This window comes from Streptomyces sp. NPDC048270 (assembly GCF_040652335.1).
Taxonomy (GTDB): domain Bacteria; phylum Actinomycetota; class Actinomycetes; order Streptomycetales; family Streptomycetaceae; genus Streptomyces.
The window spans coordinates 59,802-76,265 of the sequence record NZ_JBEZLV010000010.1 but is presented as its reverse complement, the minus strand read 5'-3'; the positions used below and the strand labels follow the sequence as shown (position 1 = coordinate 76,265).

General features: G+C 71.5%; 13 protein-coding genes and 1 riboswitch. Of the genes, 11 read left to right on the top strand and 2 right to left on the bottom strand.

Annotated features, from left to right (window positions below):
• Positions 1-110 precede the first annotated feature (110 nt).
• Positions 111-734, top strand: a complete 624-nt coding sequence (locus tag AB0D66_RS11960) for a SurA N-terminal domain-containing protein (protein ID WP_362300510.1) — start codon at positions 111-113, stop codon at positions 732-734.
• 28 nt (positions 735-762) lie between these two features.
• Complete coding sequence (locus tag AB0D66_RS11955) at positions 763-1,797, top strand: nucleoside triphosphate pyrophosphohydrolase (protein WP_362300507.1); 1,035 nt, start codon at positions 763-765, stop codon at positions 1,795-1,797.
• Positions 1,798-1,819: 22 nt separating this feature from the next.
• On the opposite strand, the gene AB0D66_RS11950 is transcribed toward AB0D66_RS11955, so the two are convergent.
• On the bottom strand, positions 1,820-3,040 hold the full coding sequence (locus AB0D66_RS11950) for a globin domain-containing protein (RefSeq protein ID WP_362300505.1): 1,221 nt from the start codon (positions 3,038-3,040) through the stop codon (positions 1,820-1,822).
• Positions 3,041-3,161: 121 nt separating this feature from the next.
• On the opposite strand from AB0D66_RS11950, the gene AB0D66_RS11945 reads away from it, so the two are divergent.
• The 9 genes from AB0D66_RS11945 to AB0D66_RS11905 all read left to right on the top strand — a co-directional run bounded on the left by AB0D66_RS11945 (position 3,162) and on the right by AB0D66_RS11905 (position 13,782).
• Positions 3,162-4,448 (top strand): cytochrome P450, encoded by a 1,287-nt coding sequence (locus AB0D66_RS11945; RefSeq protein WP_362300502.1) that lies wholly within the window; start codon positions 3,162-3,164, stop codon positions 4,446-4,448.
• Between the two features lie 102 nt (positions 4,449-4,550).
• Positions 4,551-5,597: a transglycosylase family protein gene (locus tag AB0D66_RS11940; protein WP_362300499.1), complete on the top strand. Its 1,047-nt coding sequence runs from the start codon at positions 4,551-4,553 to the stop codon at positions 5,595-5,597.
• Between the two features lie 276 nt (positions 5,598-5,873).
• A riboswitch (cyclic di-AMP (ydaO/yuaA leader) is annotated at positions 5,874-6,046 on the top strand.
• A 3-nt stretch (positions 6,047-6,049) separates the two neighbouring features.
• Complete coding sequence (locus AB0D66_RS11935; protein ID WP_362300496.1) at positions 6,050-6,745, top strand: transglycosylase family protein; 696 nt, start codon at positions 6,050-6,052, stop codon at positions 6,743-6,745.
• 273 nt (positions 6,746-7,018) lie between these two features.
• Positions 7,019-8,305 (top strand): phosphopyruvate hydratase, encoded by a 1,287-nt coding sequence (gene eno / locus AB0D66_RS11930; protein ID WP_266628651.1) that lies wholly within the window; start codon positions 7,019-7,021, stop codon positions 8,303-8,305.
• 90 nt (positions 8,306-8,395) lie between these two features.
• Positions 8,396-8,887, top strand: coding sequence for a septum formation initiator family protein (locus AB0D66_RS11925; RefSeq protein ID WP_069920565.1), 492 nt, complete (start codon positions 8,396-8,398; stop codon positions 8,885-8,887).
• Between the two features lie 104 nt (positions 8,888-8,991).
• Positions 8,992-9,540, top strand: a complete 549-nt coding sequence (locus tag AB0D66_RS11920) for a DUF501 domain-containing protein (RefSeq protein WP_362300491.1) — start codon at positions 8,992-8,994, stop codon at positions 9,538-9,540.
• Positions 9,537-10,505 (top strand): Ppx/GppA phosphatase family protein, encoded by a 969-nt coding sequence (locus AB0D66_RS11915; RefSeq protein ID WP_362300488.1) that lies wholly within the window; start codon positions 9,537-9,539, stop codon positions 10,503-10,505. The genes AB0D66_RS11920 and AB0D66_RS11915 overlap by 4 nt, the downstream gene beginning before the upstream one ends.
• Positions 10,506-10,931: 426 nt before the next feature.
• The gene (locus AB0D66_RS11910; RefSeq protein WP_362300485.1) at positions 10,932-12,311 is read left to right on the top strand and encodes an NAD(P)/FAD-dependent oxidoreductase; all 1,380 of its coding nucleotides are present in this window, start codon (positions 10,932-10,934) and stop codon (positions 12,309-12,311) included.
• 136 nt (positions 12,312-12,447) lie between these two features.
• Positions 12,448-13,782, top strand: coding sequence for a cyclopropane-fatty-acyl-phospholipid synthase family protein (locus AB0D66_RS11905; RefSeq protein ID WP_362300482.1), 1,335 nt, complete (start codon positions 12,448-12,450; stop codon positions 13,780-13,782).
• A gap of 117 nt (positions 13,783-13,899) precedes the next feature.
• On the opposite strand, the gene AB0D66_RS11900 is transcribed toward AB0D66_RS11905, so the two are convergent.
• Complete coding sequence (locus tag AB0D66_RS11900) at positions 13,900-16,452, bottom strand: FtsX-like permease family protein (RefSeq protein ID WP_362300479.1); 2,553 nt, start codon at positions 16,450-16,452, stop codon at positions 13,900-13,902.
• Positions 16,453-16,464: the final 12 nt, after the last annotated feature.

Here is a 16,464-nt window from a genome sequence, read left to right as displayed (position 1 = left end):
CCCGGGAATCGTTGGTCGAATCAGTGGCTCGGATCACCCTCACTGCATACCATCGATCATCGCAAGGCCCTTGTGCACCGACGCACAATCTCCCGGCCCTGGAGGCTCCTTTGCACCGTCGCACTGCGCTCTCCGTCTCCACCGCCCTGTTGCTGGCGGCCCCCCTGCTGTCCGCCTGCTCGGGGCAGGCGCGCCCCGGCACCGCGGCCGTGGTCGGCGGTGAACGGATCACCACCTCCGCCCTCCAGGCCCAGGTGAACGAGGTGCGCGCCGCCCAGAACCGCACCGGGCAGGCCGCCGCCGAGCTCATCGCGAGCACCCCCAACCTGGAGCGCCAGAAGCTCGACTCGATGCTCCAGAGCCACATCATCGACAAGATGGCCAAGACCGCCGGGATCTCCGTCTCCGAGAAGGACATCGAGGAGCAGCGCAAGGCGCTCGTCGAGGCGGAGGGCGGGCCCGGGCAGTTCGAGGCGGCGCTCCTGCAGAAGGGCGCCCTGGCTCCCGGCCAGGCCGACCGGCTGCTGCGGGACCGGGTCCTGCTGACCAAGCTGACCGCCAAGTACGGCAACGGGAAGCTGGAGGAGCCCGCCCGGACCGCCGCGAAGGCCCTGCACATCGAGGTGAACCCGCGCTACGGCGCCTTCGACGTCGAGCAGATCAAGCTCGGCGCCGGGGAGACCCCCTGGATCACCCAGCGGACCCGCCCCGAGCAGGCACCCGCCGGAGCCTGACGTCCGCCCGCGGAGGTAGGTTCGGAGGGTGACCGACCACGACCCCGCCGATTTCACCGCGCCCGAGCCCACCGGCCGCATCGTCCTGCTGACCACCAGCCACCGGGTCGCCCCCGGCGTGCTGTCCTGGCCCGCGTGGCAGACCCTGCACGCCGCGGACCGGGTGCTGTGCGCCGACCCCGGCCACCCGCAGCTCCCCTACCTGCGGGAGGCGGGCGTCGAGGTCGTCCACGGAAGTCCGGACGCGCAGGAGCTGGTCGGCGCCTGCGCCGGGGGCGGCACGGTCGTGGTGCTCCTGAGCGGCGAGGGCGACCAGCGGCTCACCGACGGACTGGCCCGCCTCGCGGGCTCGGGCCGGGTCGCCATGCCCGACCTGGAACTGCTGCCCGGCTCGTACGACCTGCCGGGCGCCCGCCTGCTCGACCTGGTCCAGGTGATGGACCGGGTGCGGCGCGAGTGCCCGTGGACCTCCCGGCAGACCCACCGGGGCCTGGCCAAGTACGCGATCGAGGAGGCGTACGAGCTGGTCGAGGCCATCGAGGACGGGACCCGGGAGGAGCTGCGCGAGGAGCTCGGGGACGTCCTGCTCCAGGTGGTGTTCCACGCCCGCATCGCGGAGGAGGGTGCCGGGGATCCGGACGCGGAGGGCGGGGACCCCGATGACGACGCCGGCGGGGCGTTCTCCATCGACGACGTGGCCGGCACCCTCGTGGAGAAGCTGATCCACCGCCACCCGCACGTCTTCGGCGACGAGAAGGCCGAGACCCCGGAGGACGTCAGCGCGCACTGGCAGCGCACCAAGGCGGTGGAGAAGAGCCGGGAGTCCGTCACGGACGGGATCCCGCTGGGCCAGCCGGGGCTCGCGCTCGCGGCCAAGCTCGCCGGGCGGGCCCGCACCGGCGGTGTGGCCGTGGAGCTGCCCCGCGGCGAGGGCATCGGGTACGAGCTGCTGGCGCTGGCGGCGCGCGCCGAGGCGGCGGGAACCGACCCGGAGACCGCGCTGCGCGCGGCGGCCCGCGCCTACCGGGACGCGATCCGGGCCGCGGAGGGCGTCGGCGCCTAGCCCCCGCAGGTGGCGGACCGCGCTACGCCCGGTCCCCCGGCGAGCGGCCGGAGGGGTTGTGCCAGTGCGGCGAGGGGCGGCTGAGGAACCACTCCCCGAAGCCCAGCGGGCGGCCGTTCGGGCCGTGGCCCCGTCCGGCCGCGGGCACGGAGTCGTGGAAGACCCGGCCGGGGCGGGCGCCCAGCTCCTCCAGGAGGAGGGCGGTCTCCTCGATGAACAGCGGCGGTCCGCTGAGGTAGACGTCCTGGTCCGGCCACAGCCCCCGGTTGCCGAGCGCGGTGGCCAGCCGGTCGGTGGCCTGGTTGCGGTGCCCCCCGGGGGCGGGCGTGATGTAGGTGACGCCGAGCCAGGGGCAGGCGGCGGCGTACTCGTCGATGAGCGGGCGGTCGTAGAGGTGGGCGGCGTCCCGGGCCACCACGAAGAGGCGTACGTCCTGATCGGGAGGGTGCTCGGCGAGGTCCTCCAGCACGGCCCGGATCGGCGCCCAGCCGGTTCCGGCGGCGATGAGGCTGGCCGGACGGTCCGCGCGGCGGAAGGTCAGCCGCCCGCCCGCGGCGCCCAGCCGCAGGGTCTCGCCCGGCTGTACGTCGCGGACCAGGGCGGTGCTGAGCCGCCCCCGCTCGATCCGGCTGACGTGCAGGTCCAGGGTGCCGTCGGGGCGGGGCGCGTTGCCGATGGAGTAGGTGCGCCACGTCGTCGGGACCCGCTCGCTGCTCACGCTCGTGTACTGGCCGGGGAGATAGGGGAAGGGGGCGTGCGGCTTCAGGGTCAGCACGCCGATGTCCTCCCCGTACTGGAGGTGGCGCACGACCTCCGCGTCCCACCACGGCGGCTCCCGGCCCTCGGCCGCGGCGGCGCCGGCCAGCATCGCGTCGGCGATCACCTGGTACGCCTCGGCCCAGGCCTTCTCCACCTGAGGGGTCCAGGCCTCGCCGGAGGCCTCGGCGAGGGCGGCGAGCAGGCTGGCGCCCACGGCCGCGTAGTGCTGGGCTCCGGCCCGGAACTTGCGGTGGTCGCGGCCCAGGTCGCGGAGATAGGGGACGAGGCCGTCGTCCTCCAGGTGGGCGATCACGTGGGTGAGCGCGGCGAAGAGCCGGTCCCGCTGCCGCTCCATGTCCTCGGGGGAGGCCGGGAAGAGCTCACGGATCGCGGGATTGTGCCAGAAGAGGTGGGAGTAGAAGAACTTGACCGCGTGCTCGGCCCGTCTCTCCACCACCGCGAAGCTGCTTTTCAAGATCCTCACATCCACAAAACCGAAAGTAGGAATGCCGGACAAGGCGAGGTCAAGCGATGGCGGATCTACGGACAGCCGCGGCGAAGCACCCATATGGGATGGGGGCCGGGCGCCGGGATACGGTCGTCGGGTGCACGAGCAGACCCCCGCAGCCTCCGCAGACGCCCCCTCTGACGCCCCTTCCCGGCAGGGCCCGACCCTGTTCGACTGGGAGTTCGCGACCGATCCCTACCCGGCCTACGCCTGGCTGCGCGAGCACTCCCCGGTGCACCGCACCAAGCTCCCCAGCGGGGTCGAGGCCTGGCTGGTCACCCGGTACGCCGACGCCCGCCAGGCCCTCGCCGACCAGCGGCTCAGCAAGAACCCGGCGCACCACGCGGAGCCCGCGCACGCCAAGGGCAAGACCGGGATCCCCGGGGAGCGCAAGGCGGAGCTGATGACGCACCTGCTCAACATCGACCCGCCGGACCACACCCGGCTGCGGCGGCTGGTGTCGAAGGCGTTCACCCCGCGCCGGGTCGCCGAGTTCACCCCGCGGGTGCAGGAGCTCACCGACCACCTCATCGACGCCTTCGCGGAACGGGGGGAGGCGGACCTGATCCACGAGTTCGCCTTCCCGCTCCCCATCTACGCCATCTGCGAGATGCTCGGCGTACCGCGCGAGGACCAGGACGACTTCCGCGACTGGGCGGGGATGATGATCCGCCACGGCGGTGGTCCGCGCGGCGGAGTCGCCCGTTCCGTGAAGCAGATGCGGACCTATCTCGGCGAACTCATCCACCGCAAGCGGGATGATCTGGGCAATGACCTCATTTCCGATCTGATCCGGGCGAGCGACCACGGCGACCACCTGACGGAGGCCGAGGCCACCGCCATGGCTTTCATCCTGCTTTTCGCCGGTTTCGAAACCACCGTCAACCTCATCGGCAACGGGGTCCACTCCCTCTTCGTGAACCCGGGGGAGCGCGAGCGCCTCCAGGCCTCCCTCGCGGCCGGCGAGAGCGGCCTGCTGGAGACCGGCGTCGAGGAACTGCTGCGCTACGACGGCCCGGTGGAGCTGGCCACCTGGCGGTTCGCCACCGAGCCGCTGACCCTCGGCGGGCAGCCGGTCGCCGCGGGGGATCCGGTCCTGGTCGTCCTCGCCGCCGCGGACCGCGACCCCGCCCGGTTCGCCGAGCCGGACACCCTGGACCTCTCCCGGACGGACAACCAGCACCTCGGGTACGGGCACGGCATCCACTACTGCCTGGGCGCTCCGCTCGCGCGACTTGAGGGGCAGACCGCGCTTGCGACTTTGCTCACGCGTCTGCCAGATCTGGAACTCGCTGTTCCGCCCGAAGACCTGCGCTGGCGCGGCGGGCTGATCATGCGTGGCCTGCGCACCCTTCCCGTGCGCTTCACACCCCGAAACATCTGAAGGGCGACTGACCGGAAGTCAGTGGCCGACCGGAGTTGTGACAATCGTTCGAAGGCCGCTAGGTTCTGCCGTTACCCCGCCGTTATGCGAAAGGTGCAGCTCATGCGTTCCGGGAACGGCCGCCACAGACGCCCCCGCCAGGTGCCCGCGATAGTCGTCACTGCCGGAGTCACAGGCTCCGCGCTGGCACTGCCGCTGCTCGCCGCCACCAACGCCAGTGCGGCCGACACGTCCACATGGGACAAGGTCGCCGAATGCGAGAGTGGCGGCGCCTGGAGCGCGAACTTCGGCAGCGGCCAGTACGGCGGCCTGCAGTTCACCCAGGAGCAGTGGAGCAACGCCGGCGGCCTCGACTTCGCCGAGCGGGCCGACCTGGCGAGCCGTTCCCAGCAGATCGCCGTGGCCGAGCGGGTGCTGGCCTCCCAAGGGCCCGAGGCGTGGCCGCTGTGCGCGGCCTCGGCCGGACTGGACGGACAGGGCCCCGCGGCCGAGGTCGACCCCGGTCTGCCCGGCGGTTCGCAGGCCGGCACCGCGCCGTCCCGCCCGGACCACAGCGTCCCCACCACCGGGGCCGGCAAGCCGTCCACGGACTTCGGTGCCCCGACGCAGCCCGCGCCCAGCCCGTCGTTCGCGCTCCCCGAGGGCCCGCTCGCGCCCTCCCTCGGACTGCCCGTCATGCCCTCGCCGGACGACCCGGAGGCGACCCCGGCCCCGGTCGAGCCGACCGAGCCGACGGCCCCCGTGAGCCCGGACGCGCCCACCACGCCGCCCGTCACCCCGCCGACCACCCCGGGCCTGCCCCCGGTCACCCCCGGGGCCCCCGTGACCCCGGCCGACCCGACGGCCCCGGCCGACCCGACGGCCCCCGTGACCCCCGAGGCCCCGGCCGACCCCACCGCACCGCCCGCAACGGCCCCCGAGGGCAGCGGCAAGCACCGCGGCGCTCCGGCCGTCGAGGCTCCGGGCGCGCCTGACGCCCCGTCGGAGCCCACCTACACCGTCCAGGCGGGCGACAGCCTGACGGCCATCGCGAACGCCAAGGGACTCAAGGGCGGCTGGAACGCGCTCTACGAGGCCAACGAGCAGGTCATCGGCGAGAACGCCGATCTGATCAAGCCCGGTCAAAACCTGGATCTAAGCGCCGAATAGGGGCACTTCAGGCGGCCGGAAAGAGTTGATTGTCCGTTTTCTGTAAGTGAGACATGTGTCTCTTCCGGTCAACTGGCGTGTCCCGCCCGGGGGCTTCCGCAAACCCCGCTCCCACCTGCGCAAACACCAGTAAAGGGAGTGCAAGTAGGGGTCGTTTCTCCCCGATGGAGCTCGTTGAACATCGGGGAGGGACCTGTCTACCTTCTGAATCGCTCGCCACCGCGAGCTCCTTCGACCGCATCGCCGAATCCTGCCGGCGGACGGGGGGAACAGTCGTCGCGTCAAGCGCCGAAGGCAGGAGCGGGGGAACCAAGGTAGGCGCCGGGAGCGGCCGTTGAGAGACGGTCACGCCACCGGCTAGGGGTTAAGACGTGCGCTAGGTCGCACGGCCGGGCAACTCACTCGCCCGAACCCGACAGCTCACCTCGTAGGCGTCGGTGAGGAGAAACTCCATGCTGCTTTCCGGCAAGGGCAAGCACCGCCGCGGTTCCAAGGCCGTCCGCATCGTCACGCTCGCCGGTGTCGCCGGTGTGGCCGTCGCCGCGCCCCTGATGGCCGCGGGCACCGCCAGCGCCGCCACCGCGTCCGAGTGGGACAAGGTCGCGCAGTGCGAGTCCGGCGGCAACTGGGCCATCAACACGGGCAACGGCTACTACGGCGGCCTGCAGTTCTCGTCCTCCACCTGGGCCGGCTACGGCGGCAAGGCGTACGCGCCGCAGGCCAACCAGGCCTCGAAGGCCCAGCAGATAGCCGTCGCGGAGAAGGTCCTCAAGGGCCAGGGCAAGGGTGCCTGGCCGCACTGCGGCAAGGGTCTGTCGAACTCCTCCTACACCGGTGGCGGCGCGACCGAGGCCGCCCCCAAGCAGGAGAAGAAGACCGAGCCCAAGAAGACCCAGCCGAAGAAGACCGAGCCGAAGAAGACGGAGCCGAAGCGCGCCGAGGCTCCGACCACCCGTTCCGAGCGCTCCGAGGCCCCGGCCCCGAAGACCGGCAACGGCTCGTACGAGGTCAAGTCCGGTGACACCCTGGGCACCATCGCCGACGCCAACGGCGTGCAGGGCGGCTGGCAGAAGCTGTTCGAGCTGAACAAGGACATCGTCTCGGACGCCGACCTGATCTTCCCGGGTCAGAAGCTGAAGCTCAGCTGAACACCGCGGCAATAGCCGCGGCGTCCCAGAGCAACACGTACTCCCTCCACCGCCCGGCGCGTCTGTCCCTACGCGCCGGGCGGTGGTGTGTGCGCCGGCGGAACCGCCGTGATCAAGAGTCCTATGTCCCGGAAGAGGGGTATTCGGACCCTTTTTCGTCCCAGGACCCGGGCGGTCGGCCGGCCCAGCGCCCGGAGCCGGTTAGGCTCTAGGCGGCAAGGCCATCCCACGGCCTGATGCCACCGCACACCCAGCGTCACATCCCAGAAGGAGATGCTCGTGCCGTCCATCGACGTCGTCGTAGCCCGGGAAATCCTGGACTCCCGAGGCAACCCCACGGTCGAGGTCGAGGTGGGCCTCGACGATGGCAGCACCGGCCGTGCTGCAGTTCCGTCCGGCGCCTCCACCGGTGCCTTCGAGGCCATCGAGCTCCGTGACGGTGACCCCAACCGTTACATGGGCAAGGGTGTCGAGAAGGCCGTCCTCGCCGTCATCGAGCAGATCGGCCCGGAGCTCGTCGGCTACGACGCCACCGAGCAGCGCCTGATCGACCAGGCCATGTTCGACCTGGACGCCACCGACAACAAGGGCTCGCTCGGCGCCAACGCCATCCTCGGCGTCTCCCTCGCCGTCGCGCACGCCGCGTCCGAGGCCTCGGACCTCCCGCTCTTCCGCTACCTCGGCGGCCCGAACGCGCACCTGCTGCCCGTTCCGATGATGAACATCCTCAACGGCGGGTCCCACGCGGACTCCAACGTGGACATCCAGGAGTTCATGATCGCCCCGATCGGCGCGGAGTCCTTCTCCGAGGCGCTGCGCTGGGGTGCCGAGGTCTACCACACCCTCAAGAAGGTGCTCCACACCAAGGGCCTGTCCACCGGCCTCGGTGACGAGGGCGGCTTCGCCCCGAACCTGGAGTCCAACCGCGCCGCGCTCGACCTCATCGTCGAGGCCATCAAGCAGGCCGGCTACGTCCCGGGCAAGGACATCGCGCTCGCGCTCGACGTCGCCGCGTCCGAGTTCTACAAGGACGGCAAGTACGAGTTCGAGGGCCAGTCCCGCTCGGCCGCCGAGATGACCGAGTACTACGAGGAGCTCGTCTCCGCGTACCCGATGGTCTCCATCGAGGACCCGCTGTACGAGGACGACTGGGCCGGCTGGAAGACCCTCACCGACAAGCTGGGCACCAAGGTCCAGATCGTCGGCGACGACCTCTTCGTGACCAACCCGGAGCGCCTGGCCCGCGGTATCGAGGAGGGCTCCGCCAACGCCCTGCTCGTGAAGGTGAACCAGATCGGTTCGCTGACCGAGACCCTCGACGCCGTCGAGATGGCCCAGCGCAACGGCTTCAAGTGCATGATGTCGCACCGCTCCGGTGAGACCGAGGACGTCACCATCGCCGACCTCGCCGTCGCCGTGAACTGCGGTCAGATCAAGACCGGCGCCCCGGCCCGCTCGGACCGCGTCGCCAAGTACAACCAGCTGCTGCGCATCGAGGAGATCCTCGACGACGCCGCGGTGTACGCGGGCCGCAGCGCGTTCCCGCGCTTCAAGGGCTAATCACGCCCTCGCCTCCGTACGTCCCCGCACTCGGTCCCGTACCGTGTGCGGGGACGTAGTGCGTAGTGCGTACACAGGGGAGGCGGACCAATGGCCGGGAACCGGGATCGGTTCTCCACCTTCTCCACCGCGACCAGGCTCAAGCAGCTCGGCGAGCGGACCGCCGCGCATGTCTACCGGTCCCAGTCGCGCCGCCAGGTCCGCCGCAGCCGGCTCACCGGCCGTGCGGCCCTCCTGGTGCTCGTCCTCTGTACCCTGGTCGTCGCCCTCGCGTATCCGATGCGCCAGTACGTCTCCCAGCGCTCGGAGATCGCGGACCAGCAGCGGGCCGCGGCCGCCGCGCGGGAGCGCCTGGAGCGGCTCCGCGACGAGAAGGCCCGCTGGCAGGACGACGCCTACGCGGAGCAGCAGGCGCGCAAGCACCTGCACTTCCTGCGCCCGGGGGAGATCGGCTACATCATGACCGACCCGGGGGCCCAGGCGGCGGCCGAACGGCACCGGACCGGCCAGGCCGGCTCCGACCGTCCGTGGTACTCCAACGTCTGGGACGGCGTGGACAAGGCCGACCGCCCCGGCGACTGAGTCCGTCCGCGTCCGTACCGCTTCCGTCCCCCCGTCCCGTCCCGCACCGCACCGCATCCGTACCGCAGTACCCATCCACGAGAACGAAGAGACTTCCTCCAGGCATGCAGACGCCCCCGCCCCAGACCGACCGGACCGAGCCGACCGACGCGGACATCGAGGCGTTCGAGCAGCAGCTCGGCCGCCCGCCGCGCGGGCTGCGCGCCATCGCCCACCGCTGTCCCTGCGGTCAGCCGGACGTGGTCGAGACCGCGCCGCGGCTTCCCGACGGCACCCCCTTCCCGACGCTGTACTACCTGACGTGTCCGCGCGCGGCCTCCGCGATCGGCACGCTGGAGGCCAACGGCGTGATGAAGGAGATGCAGGCCCGGCTCGCCGAGGACCCCGAACTCGCCGCCGCCTACCAGGCCGCGCACGAGGACTACATCCGCCGCCGCGACGCCATCGAGGTGCTCCAGGGCTTCCCCAGCGCCGGCGGGATGCCGGACCGGGTCAAGTGCCTGCACGTGCTGGTCGGGCACTCGCTGGCCGCGGGGCCGGGCGTGAACCCGTTCGGCGACGAGGCCCTCGCGATGCTTCCGGAGTGGTGGGCCAAGGGCGCCTGCGTCACCCCGTGCGGCGCGAAGGCGGACGACGGGGAGCCGCAGGCGTGACCCGGGTCGCGGCCGTCGACTGCGGCACCAACTCCATCCGCCTCCTGGTCGCCGACTGCGACCCCGCCACCGGCGAGCTGGTCGAACTGGACCGGCGGATGACCGTCGTCCGGCTCGGCCAGGGCGTGGACAAGACCGGCCGACTGGCGCCGGAGGCGCTGGAGCGCACCTTCGCGGCCTGCCGCGCGTACGCGGCGGTCATCAAGGAGCTCGGCGCGGAGAAGATCCGCTTCGTGGCGACCTCGGCCTCCCGGGACGCGGAGAACCGCGCCGACTTCGTCCAGGGGGTCTTCGACATCCTGGGCGTCGAGCCCGAGGTGATCTCCGGGGACCAGGAGGCGGAGTTCTCCTTCACCGGAGCCACCAAGGAGCTCGCCGCCCACGACCTGCCCCGGACTGCGTCCGGGGGGACCCCCATGGAGCGGCCGTTCCTGGTGGTGGACATCGGCGGCGGCTCGACCGAGTTCGTGGTCGGCGAGGAGCACGTGCGGGCGGCCCGCTCCGTGGACGTGGGCTGCGTCCGGATGACCGAGCGCCACCTGATGGTGGACGGGGTCGTCAGCGATCCGCCGAGCGCGGCGCAGGTGGCCGCCGTACGGGCCGACATCGAGGCGGCGCTGGACCTGGTGGAGCAGACGGTTCCGCTGGCGCAGGCCCGCACCCTGGTGGGCCTGGCCGGCTCGGTGACCACGGTCGCCGGGATCGCCCTCGGCCTGCCGGAGTACACCTCCTCGGCGATCCACCACTCCCGGATCGGCTACGAGCAGGTCCGGGAGATCAGCGAGCGCATGCTGACCTCGACCCACGCCGAGCGCGCGGCCATCCCCGTGATGCACCCGGGCCGGGTGGACGTGATCGGCGCCGGCGCGCTGGTCCTCCTGGCGATCATGGAGCGCATCGGCGCCGCGGAGGTCGTCGTCTCGGAGCACGACATCCTCGACGGGATCGCCTGGTCCGCTGCCTGAACGGCGGGCGGGTGAGGGGCTGTAGAGGGCTCGGAAGGGTCCTCCGCAGGGGTCCGCGGGGGGCTTTGGCCCCGTGATCCACATGAACTTCGTGAAGTTCTTCACAAGGAAAAGAGGCCTGAGGGGCCGACGGAGAGGCCTTTCGGGCCCCTCCCGAGGCCCGCAGGCCCTTTTTCGTGGCCGTTCGTGCGATCGGCGGACGCGACGGGTTCCGTGTCGGAGGTATGGACGAAGCCCGGTGGTCCAGTCCGGTTGAGGGCCTGGAGGCCAGTTCAGGACGGGTGAACAACGACTCCCGTTACACCGTGGTTCCCGTTGCGCGCCATGACCTCCGTCACGTGGGCGGCGGAGTGTAGCAGAGGCCTCCGGTCACCTTGTGAAGGGGCTCACGAGCGACACCCCATCGGGTGCTGGATACTCGTTCACATGAGCACCACGGAGCGTCCCAGGATCCTCGTTGTAGGAGGTGGGTACGTAGGCCTGTACGCAGCCAAGCGCATCATGAAGAAGATGCGCTACGGCGAGGCGACCGTCACGGTCGTCGACCCGCGCTCGTACATGACCTACCAGCCCTTCCTCCCCGAAGTGGCCGCAGGCAGCATCTCGCCTCGGCACGTCGTCGTCCCGCTGCGACGCGTGCTGCCCAAGGCAGAGGTACTCACCGGCCGGGTCACCAGCATCGACCAGGACCGCAAGGTCGCCGTCGTCACGCCGCTGGTCGGCGAGGCGTACGAGCTGCCCTTCGACTACCTGGTGATCGCGCTCGGCGCCGTCTCCCGCACCTTCCCGATCCCCGGCCTCGCCGAACAGGGCATCGGCATGAAGGGCGTCGAGGAGGGCATAGGCCTGCGCAACCACGTCCTCGAGCAGCTGGACAAGGCCGAGTCCACGACGGACGAGAACGTCCGCCGCAAGGCCCTCACCTTCGTCTTCGTCGGCGGCGGCTTCGCCGGTGCGGAGACCATAGGCGAGGTCGAGGACATGGCCCGCGACGCCGCGAAGTACTACTCCACGATCAAGCGCGAGGACATGCGCTTCATCCTGGTCGACGCGGCCGACAAGATCCTTCCCGAGGTCGGGCCCAAGCTGGGCACCTGGGGCAAGGAGCACCTCGAGTCCCGCGGCATCGAGATCTACCTCAACACCTCCATGGACTCCTGCGTGGACGGCCACGTGGTGCTGAAGAACGGCCTCGAGGTCGATTCCAACACCATCGTCTGGACCGCGGGCGTCAAGCCCAACCCGGTCCTGGCCCGCTACGGCCTGCCGCTCGGCCCGCGCGGCCACGTGGACGCCGAGCCGACCCTCCAGGTCAAGGGCACGGACTACATCTGGACCGCCGGCGACAACGCCCAGGTGCCCGACGTCGCCTCCCGCAAGGCCGGCATCGAGAACGCCTGGTGCCCGCCGAACGCCCAGCACGCGCTGCGCCAGGCCAAGGTCCTCGGCGACAACGTCATCTCGGGCATGCGGGGCTTCCCGCAGTCGGAGTACTCGCACTCCAACAAGGGTGCGGTGGCGGGCCTCGGCCTCCACAAGGGCGTCGCGATGATCGTCATGGGCAAGATGAAGATCAAGCTCAAGGGCCGGCTCGCCTGGTACATGCACCGTGGCTACCACGGCATGGCCATGCCGACCTGGAACCGCAAGATCCGCGTCTTCGCCGACTGGACCCTCGGCATGTTCCTCAAGCGCGAGGTCGTCTCCCTCGGCGCGCTGGAGACCCCGCGCGAGGAGTTCTACGAGGCCGCCAAGCCGGCTCCGGCCGCCGCCGCGGCTCCGGCCCAGAAGGCCAAGGCCTCCTGACCCGGGCCTGACCGGAACACCCCCAGCACGTCCCCGAAGGGGCCGTCCGCCATCCGTGGTGCGGACGGCCCCTTCGGCATGTCCGGGCCCGGGAATGGGTAGCCCACCCAGTCGGAGCTTTCTGGAGGTGCCTACGATGACCGACGCCGCGCCGCGGCTGGCCGCACTCGCCGAGACCCTGCTGGGCGCCCCGCTGCCCGTGCGCATACGGGCCTGGGACGGCAGCGAGGCCGGTGCGCCCACCGGCCCCACCCTTGTGCTGGCCAACCGCCGGGCCCTGCGCCGCATGCTCTGGAAGCCGGGCGAGCTGGGCCTGGCGCGCGCCTGGGTCGCCGGCGACCTGACCGTCGAGGGCGACCTCTTCGAACTGCTGGACCGGGTGGCCGGCCTGCTCTGGGAGCGCGAGCCCCCCGCCGAGCCGACCCCCCGCGCCCGGCACGCCCGGCTCGCCCGCGCCGCCGGCACCGTCGAGCTGCTGCGCGACCCGGCCGCGCGGTCCGCCGTACGCGACCTCGCCGCGCTGGCCCGGCCGTGGCCCGCGCCCGCCCCGCCGCCGGAGGAGGCCCCCCGCCGCAGCGGGGCCGTCCACACCAAGGTCCGCGACCGCGCGGCGATCAGCCACCACTACGACGTCGGCAACGCGTTCTACGGGCACGTGCTCGGCCCGTCCATGGTGTACTCCTGCGCCTACTGGAGCCCCGGGGCGACCCTGGAGGAGGCCCAGCGGGACAAGCTCGACCTGGTCTGCCGCAAGCTCGCCCTGACGCCCGGAGCCCGGCTCCTGGACGTCGGCTGCGGCTGGGGCTCCATGGTCCTGCACGCCGCCCGGGAGTACGGGGTCCAGGCCACCGGGATCACCCTCTCGCGCGAGCAGGCCGCCTACGCCCGCAAGCGGGTCGCCGAGGAGGGCCTGGCCGACCGGATCGAGATCCGCGTCCAGGACTACCGGGACGTCAAGGACGGCCCGTACGACGCCATTTCCTCCATCGGCATGGCCGAGCACGTCGGCTCCGACCGCTACCGCGAGTACGCCCGCACCCTGCACGCCCTGCTGCGCCCCGGCGGGCGCCTGCTGAACCACCAGATCGCCCGGCCCCCGGAGCCCGACGAAGAGGCCCACCGCATCGACGAGTTCATCGACGCCTACGTCTTCCCCGACGGGGAGCTCTCGCCGCTCGGCAGCACCGTCGGCGAGCTGGAGCGGGCCGGCTTCGAGGTCCGCGACGTGGAGGCGCTGCGCGAGCACTACGCGCTGACCCTGCGCGCCTGGGTGGCCCGTCTGCAGGCCGGCTGGGACGAGGCCGTGCGCCTCACCTCGCCCGGCAGGGCGCGGGTGTGGCTGCTGTACATGGCGGCCTGCGCGCTCGGCTTCGAGCACGGCCGGCTCGGGGTCAACCAGGTCCTCGCGGTGCGCCCCGGGGCGGGCGGGGACTCGGGGCTGCCGCTGAGGCTGCGCACCTGGGGCGCGTGAGGGCCCGTACGGACCCGGCTGCGGCCCGGCCGCGGCGGCCGGGCCGGAGCGGACAGCGGGAAGGGCCCCGGGGCGTGTGCCCCGGGGCCCTTGCGTCACTCCTGAACCGCCGGTCCGCTACTCCGTCTTGATGGCGGTGAGCATGTTCAGCCGGGCGGCGCTGCGGGCCGGCCACATGGCGGCCAGGACACCGACCACGGCGGCCAGCAGGAGGAAGATGCCGATCCGGTCGTACGGGAGGACCAGCTCGTAGTTCGGCATGGCGCTCGCCAGCGTGGTGCCGACGGCCCAGGCGAGGAAGACGCCGATGGCGACACCGAGGACCGCGCCGAAGAGCGAGATCACCACGGCCTCCAGGCGGATCATGTTCTTGACCCGGCTGCGGTCGAGGCCGATCGCCCGCAGCATGCCGATCTCCTGGGTCCGCTCGAAGACGGACATCGCCAGGGTGTTGACCACACCGAGCACCGAGATGATCAGCGCCATGCCGAGCAGGCCGTACATGACGTTCAGCATCGTGTTGATCATGCCGCCCATCTCGTTGCGCATGTCCTGCTGGGTGGCGACGGTGATGGCCGGGTTCTTGCCCAGGGCGTCGACGACCTTCTGCTGGCCGGCCGCGGAGGCCCCGCCCTCGACGTTGACGTACACCTCGCGGACGTACTGCTCCTCGCTGTGCTCACCGAGGATCTTGTTGTCGAGGACGTACGGGGAGAGCAGGCCGTCCAGGTCCTTGTAGAGGGCGCCGACCTTCAGGCTGCCCTGCTGCCCGTCGTCGTACCGGACCTGGAGGGTGGAGCCGACGGTCAGGTTCTGCTTCTGGGCGGTCTTCTCGGCGACGGCGAGCTCGCCCTTGCCGAGGCTGTCCAGGGAGCCGCCCGTGACCTCGATGTTCAGCATCTGGCCGATGGTGGCGGGGGTGACGCCGGAGACCGACCGGAAGTCGTCGCCGACCATGAAGTAGCCCGCGGCCTGCGGGGAGACCGCCTTGATCCCGGGCGCCTTGGCCAGGGTCTCGGCGACCGACTTGTCCAGGCCGCCCATGTCGCCCGCCATGGAGACCCGGTAGTCGGCCTTCAGCTTCTCGGTGCTCATGCGGTCGACGACCTGGCCCACGGTGATGCCGAGCACCGACAGGGTGGTGACCAGGGTCAGCCCGATCGCCAGCGAGGCGGCGGTGACGGCGGTGCGGCGCGGGTTGCGCACGGCGTTCTGGGCGGCCAGCTTGCCGGGGACCCCGAACACCTTCTGCAGCAGCGGGCGGACGGCCGCGATGACCGGCTTGGAGAGCAGCGGCAGCAGCACGATCATGCCGATCAGCATGAAGAACGCGCCCGCGCCGATGACCATGCGGCCGTCGTCCTTGCCCATGGACACGCCGAGCAGGACCAGGCCGACGGCGAGGAGGCCGATGACGGAGCCGATCACGTTGCGCAGCACCAGGGACTTCGCGCTGGCCGGCAGGTGGGCGCTGCCCATGGCGGCGACCGGGGCGATCCGGCCGGTGCGCCAGGCGGGCAGCACCGCGGCGACCATGGTGACCAGGACGCCGATGACCAGGGCCGCGATCACCGTGGTCGGCGCGATCACGAGGCCGCCGCCGGGGAGCTTGGCGCCGAAGGAGCCGATCAGGGAGCGGATGCCGACGGCCAGGCCGATGCCGCTGACCAGGCCGATGGCGGCGGAGACGACGCCGACGACCAGGGCCTCGGACAGGACCGAGCGCATGACCTGGCCGCGGTTGGCGCCGACGGCGCGGAGCAGGGCCAGCTCCTTGGTGCGCTGGGTGACCAGCATGGTGAAGGTGTTGTAGATGAGGAAGACGCCGACGAAGAGTGCGATGCCGGCGAAGACGAGCAGCATGGTGCCCATCTGGCCGAGGCCCTCCTCGATGTCCTTGGCCTGCTCCTTGGCGAGCGCCGCGCCGGTCTGCGCCTTGGTGTTCTTCCCGTCGAGCAGCGGCTTGATCTCGGCCAGCAGCTGGTCGGCCGAGGCGTCGCCCTTGGCGCCGACCGACAGCTCCTGGTAGTAGCCGGGCTTGAGGTAGAGCTCCTGGGCGACCTTGGTGTCGAAGAGCACCAGGCTGCCGCCGGCCTGGACGGCGCCGTCCTGCGTGGTGAAGACGCCGGCGAGGGAGTACTCCTTGACCGGGCCGTTGGTGGCGACGCGGACCTTGTCGCCGACCTTGTAGCTGCCCGCGTCGGCGGTGGCCTTGTCGAGCGCGACCTCCTCGGCCTTGACCGGGCCGGCGCCCTGGACGAAGGAGTAGCGCGGGTCCTTGCCGTCCTTCACGGGCGTGTAGTTGGCGCCCTTGTTGGACCAGCCGGAGCCGATCAGCTTGCCGTTCTCGTCGCCCACACCGGCGAAGCCGGAGACCCGACCGGAGACGGACTCGACGCCCCCGAGGGCCTTGACCTTCTCGAGGGTGGCCTGGCTGATGCCCGGCTCGCCCTCCTTCTGGCCGTTGTCGTCGCGGCTCTGGCCGTACGAGGTGACCGAGACGGCCACGCCCTCGTAGCTCTTGGCGGACTGGCTGGACAGGGACTTCTTCAGGGTGTCGGTGAAGACGAGGGTGCCGGAGACGAAGGCGACGCCGAGGGTGACGGCGAGCACCGTCATCAGCAGCCTGGCCTTGTGCGCGAGCACGTTGCGCAGGGCGGTACGGAACATGGGGGTCTCAGT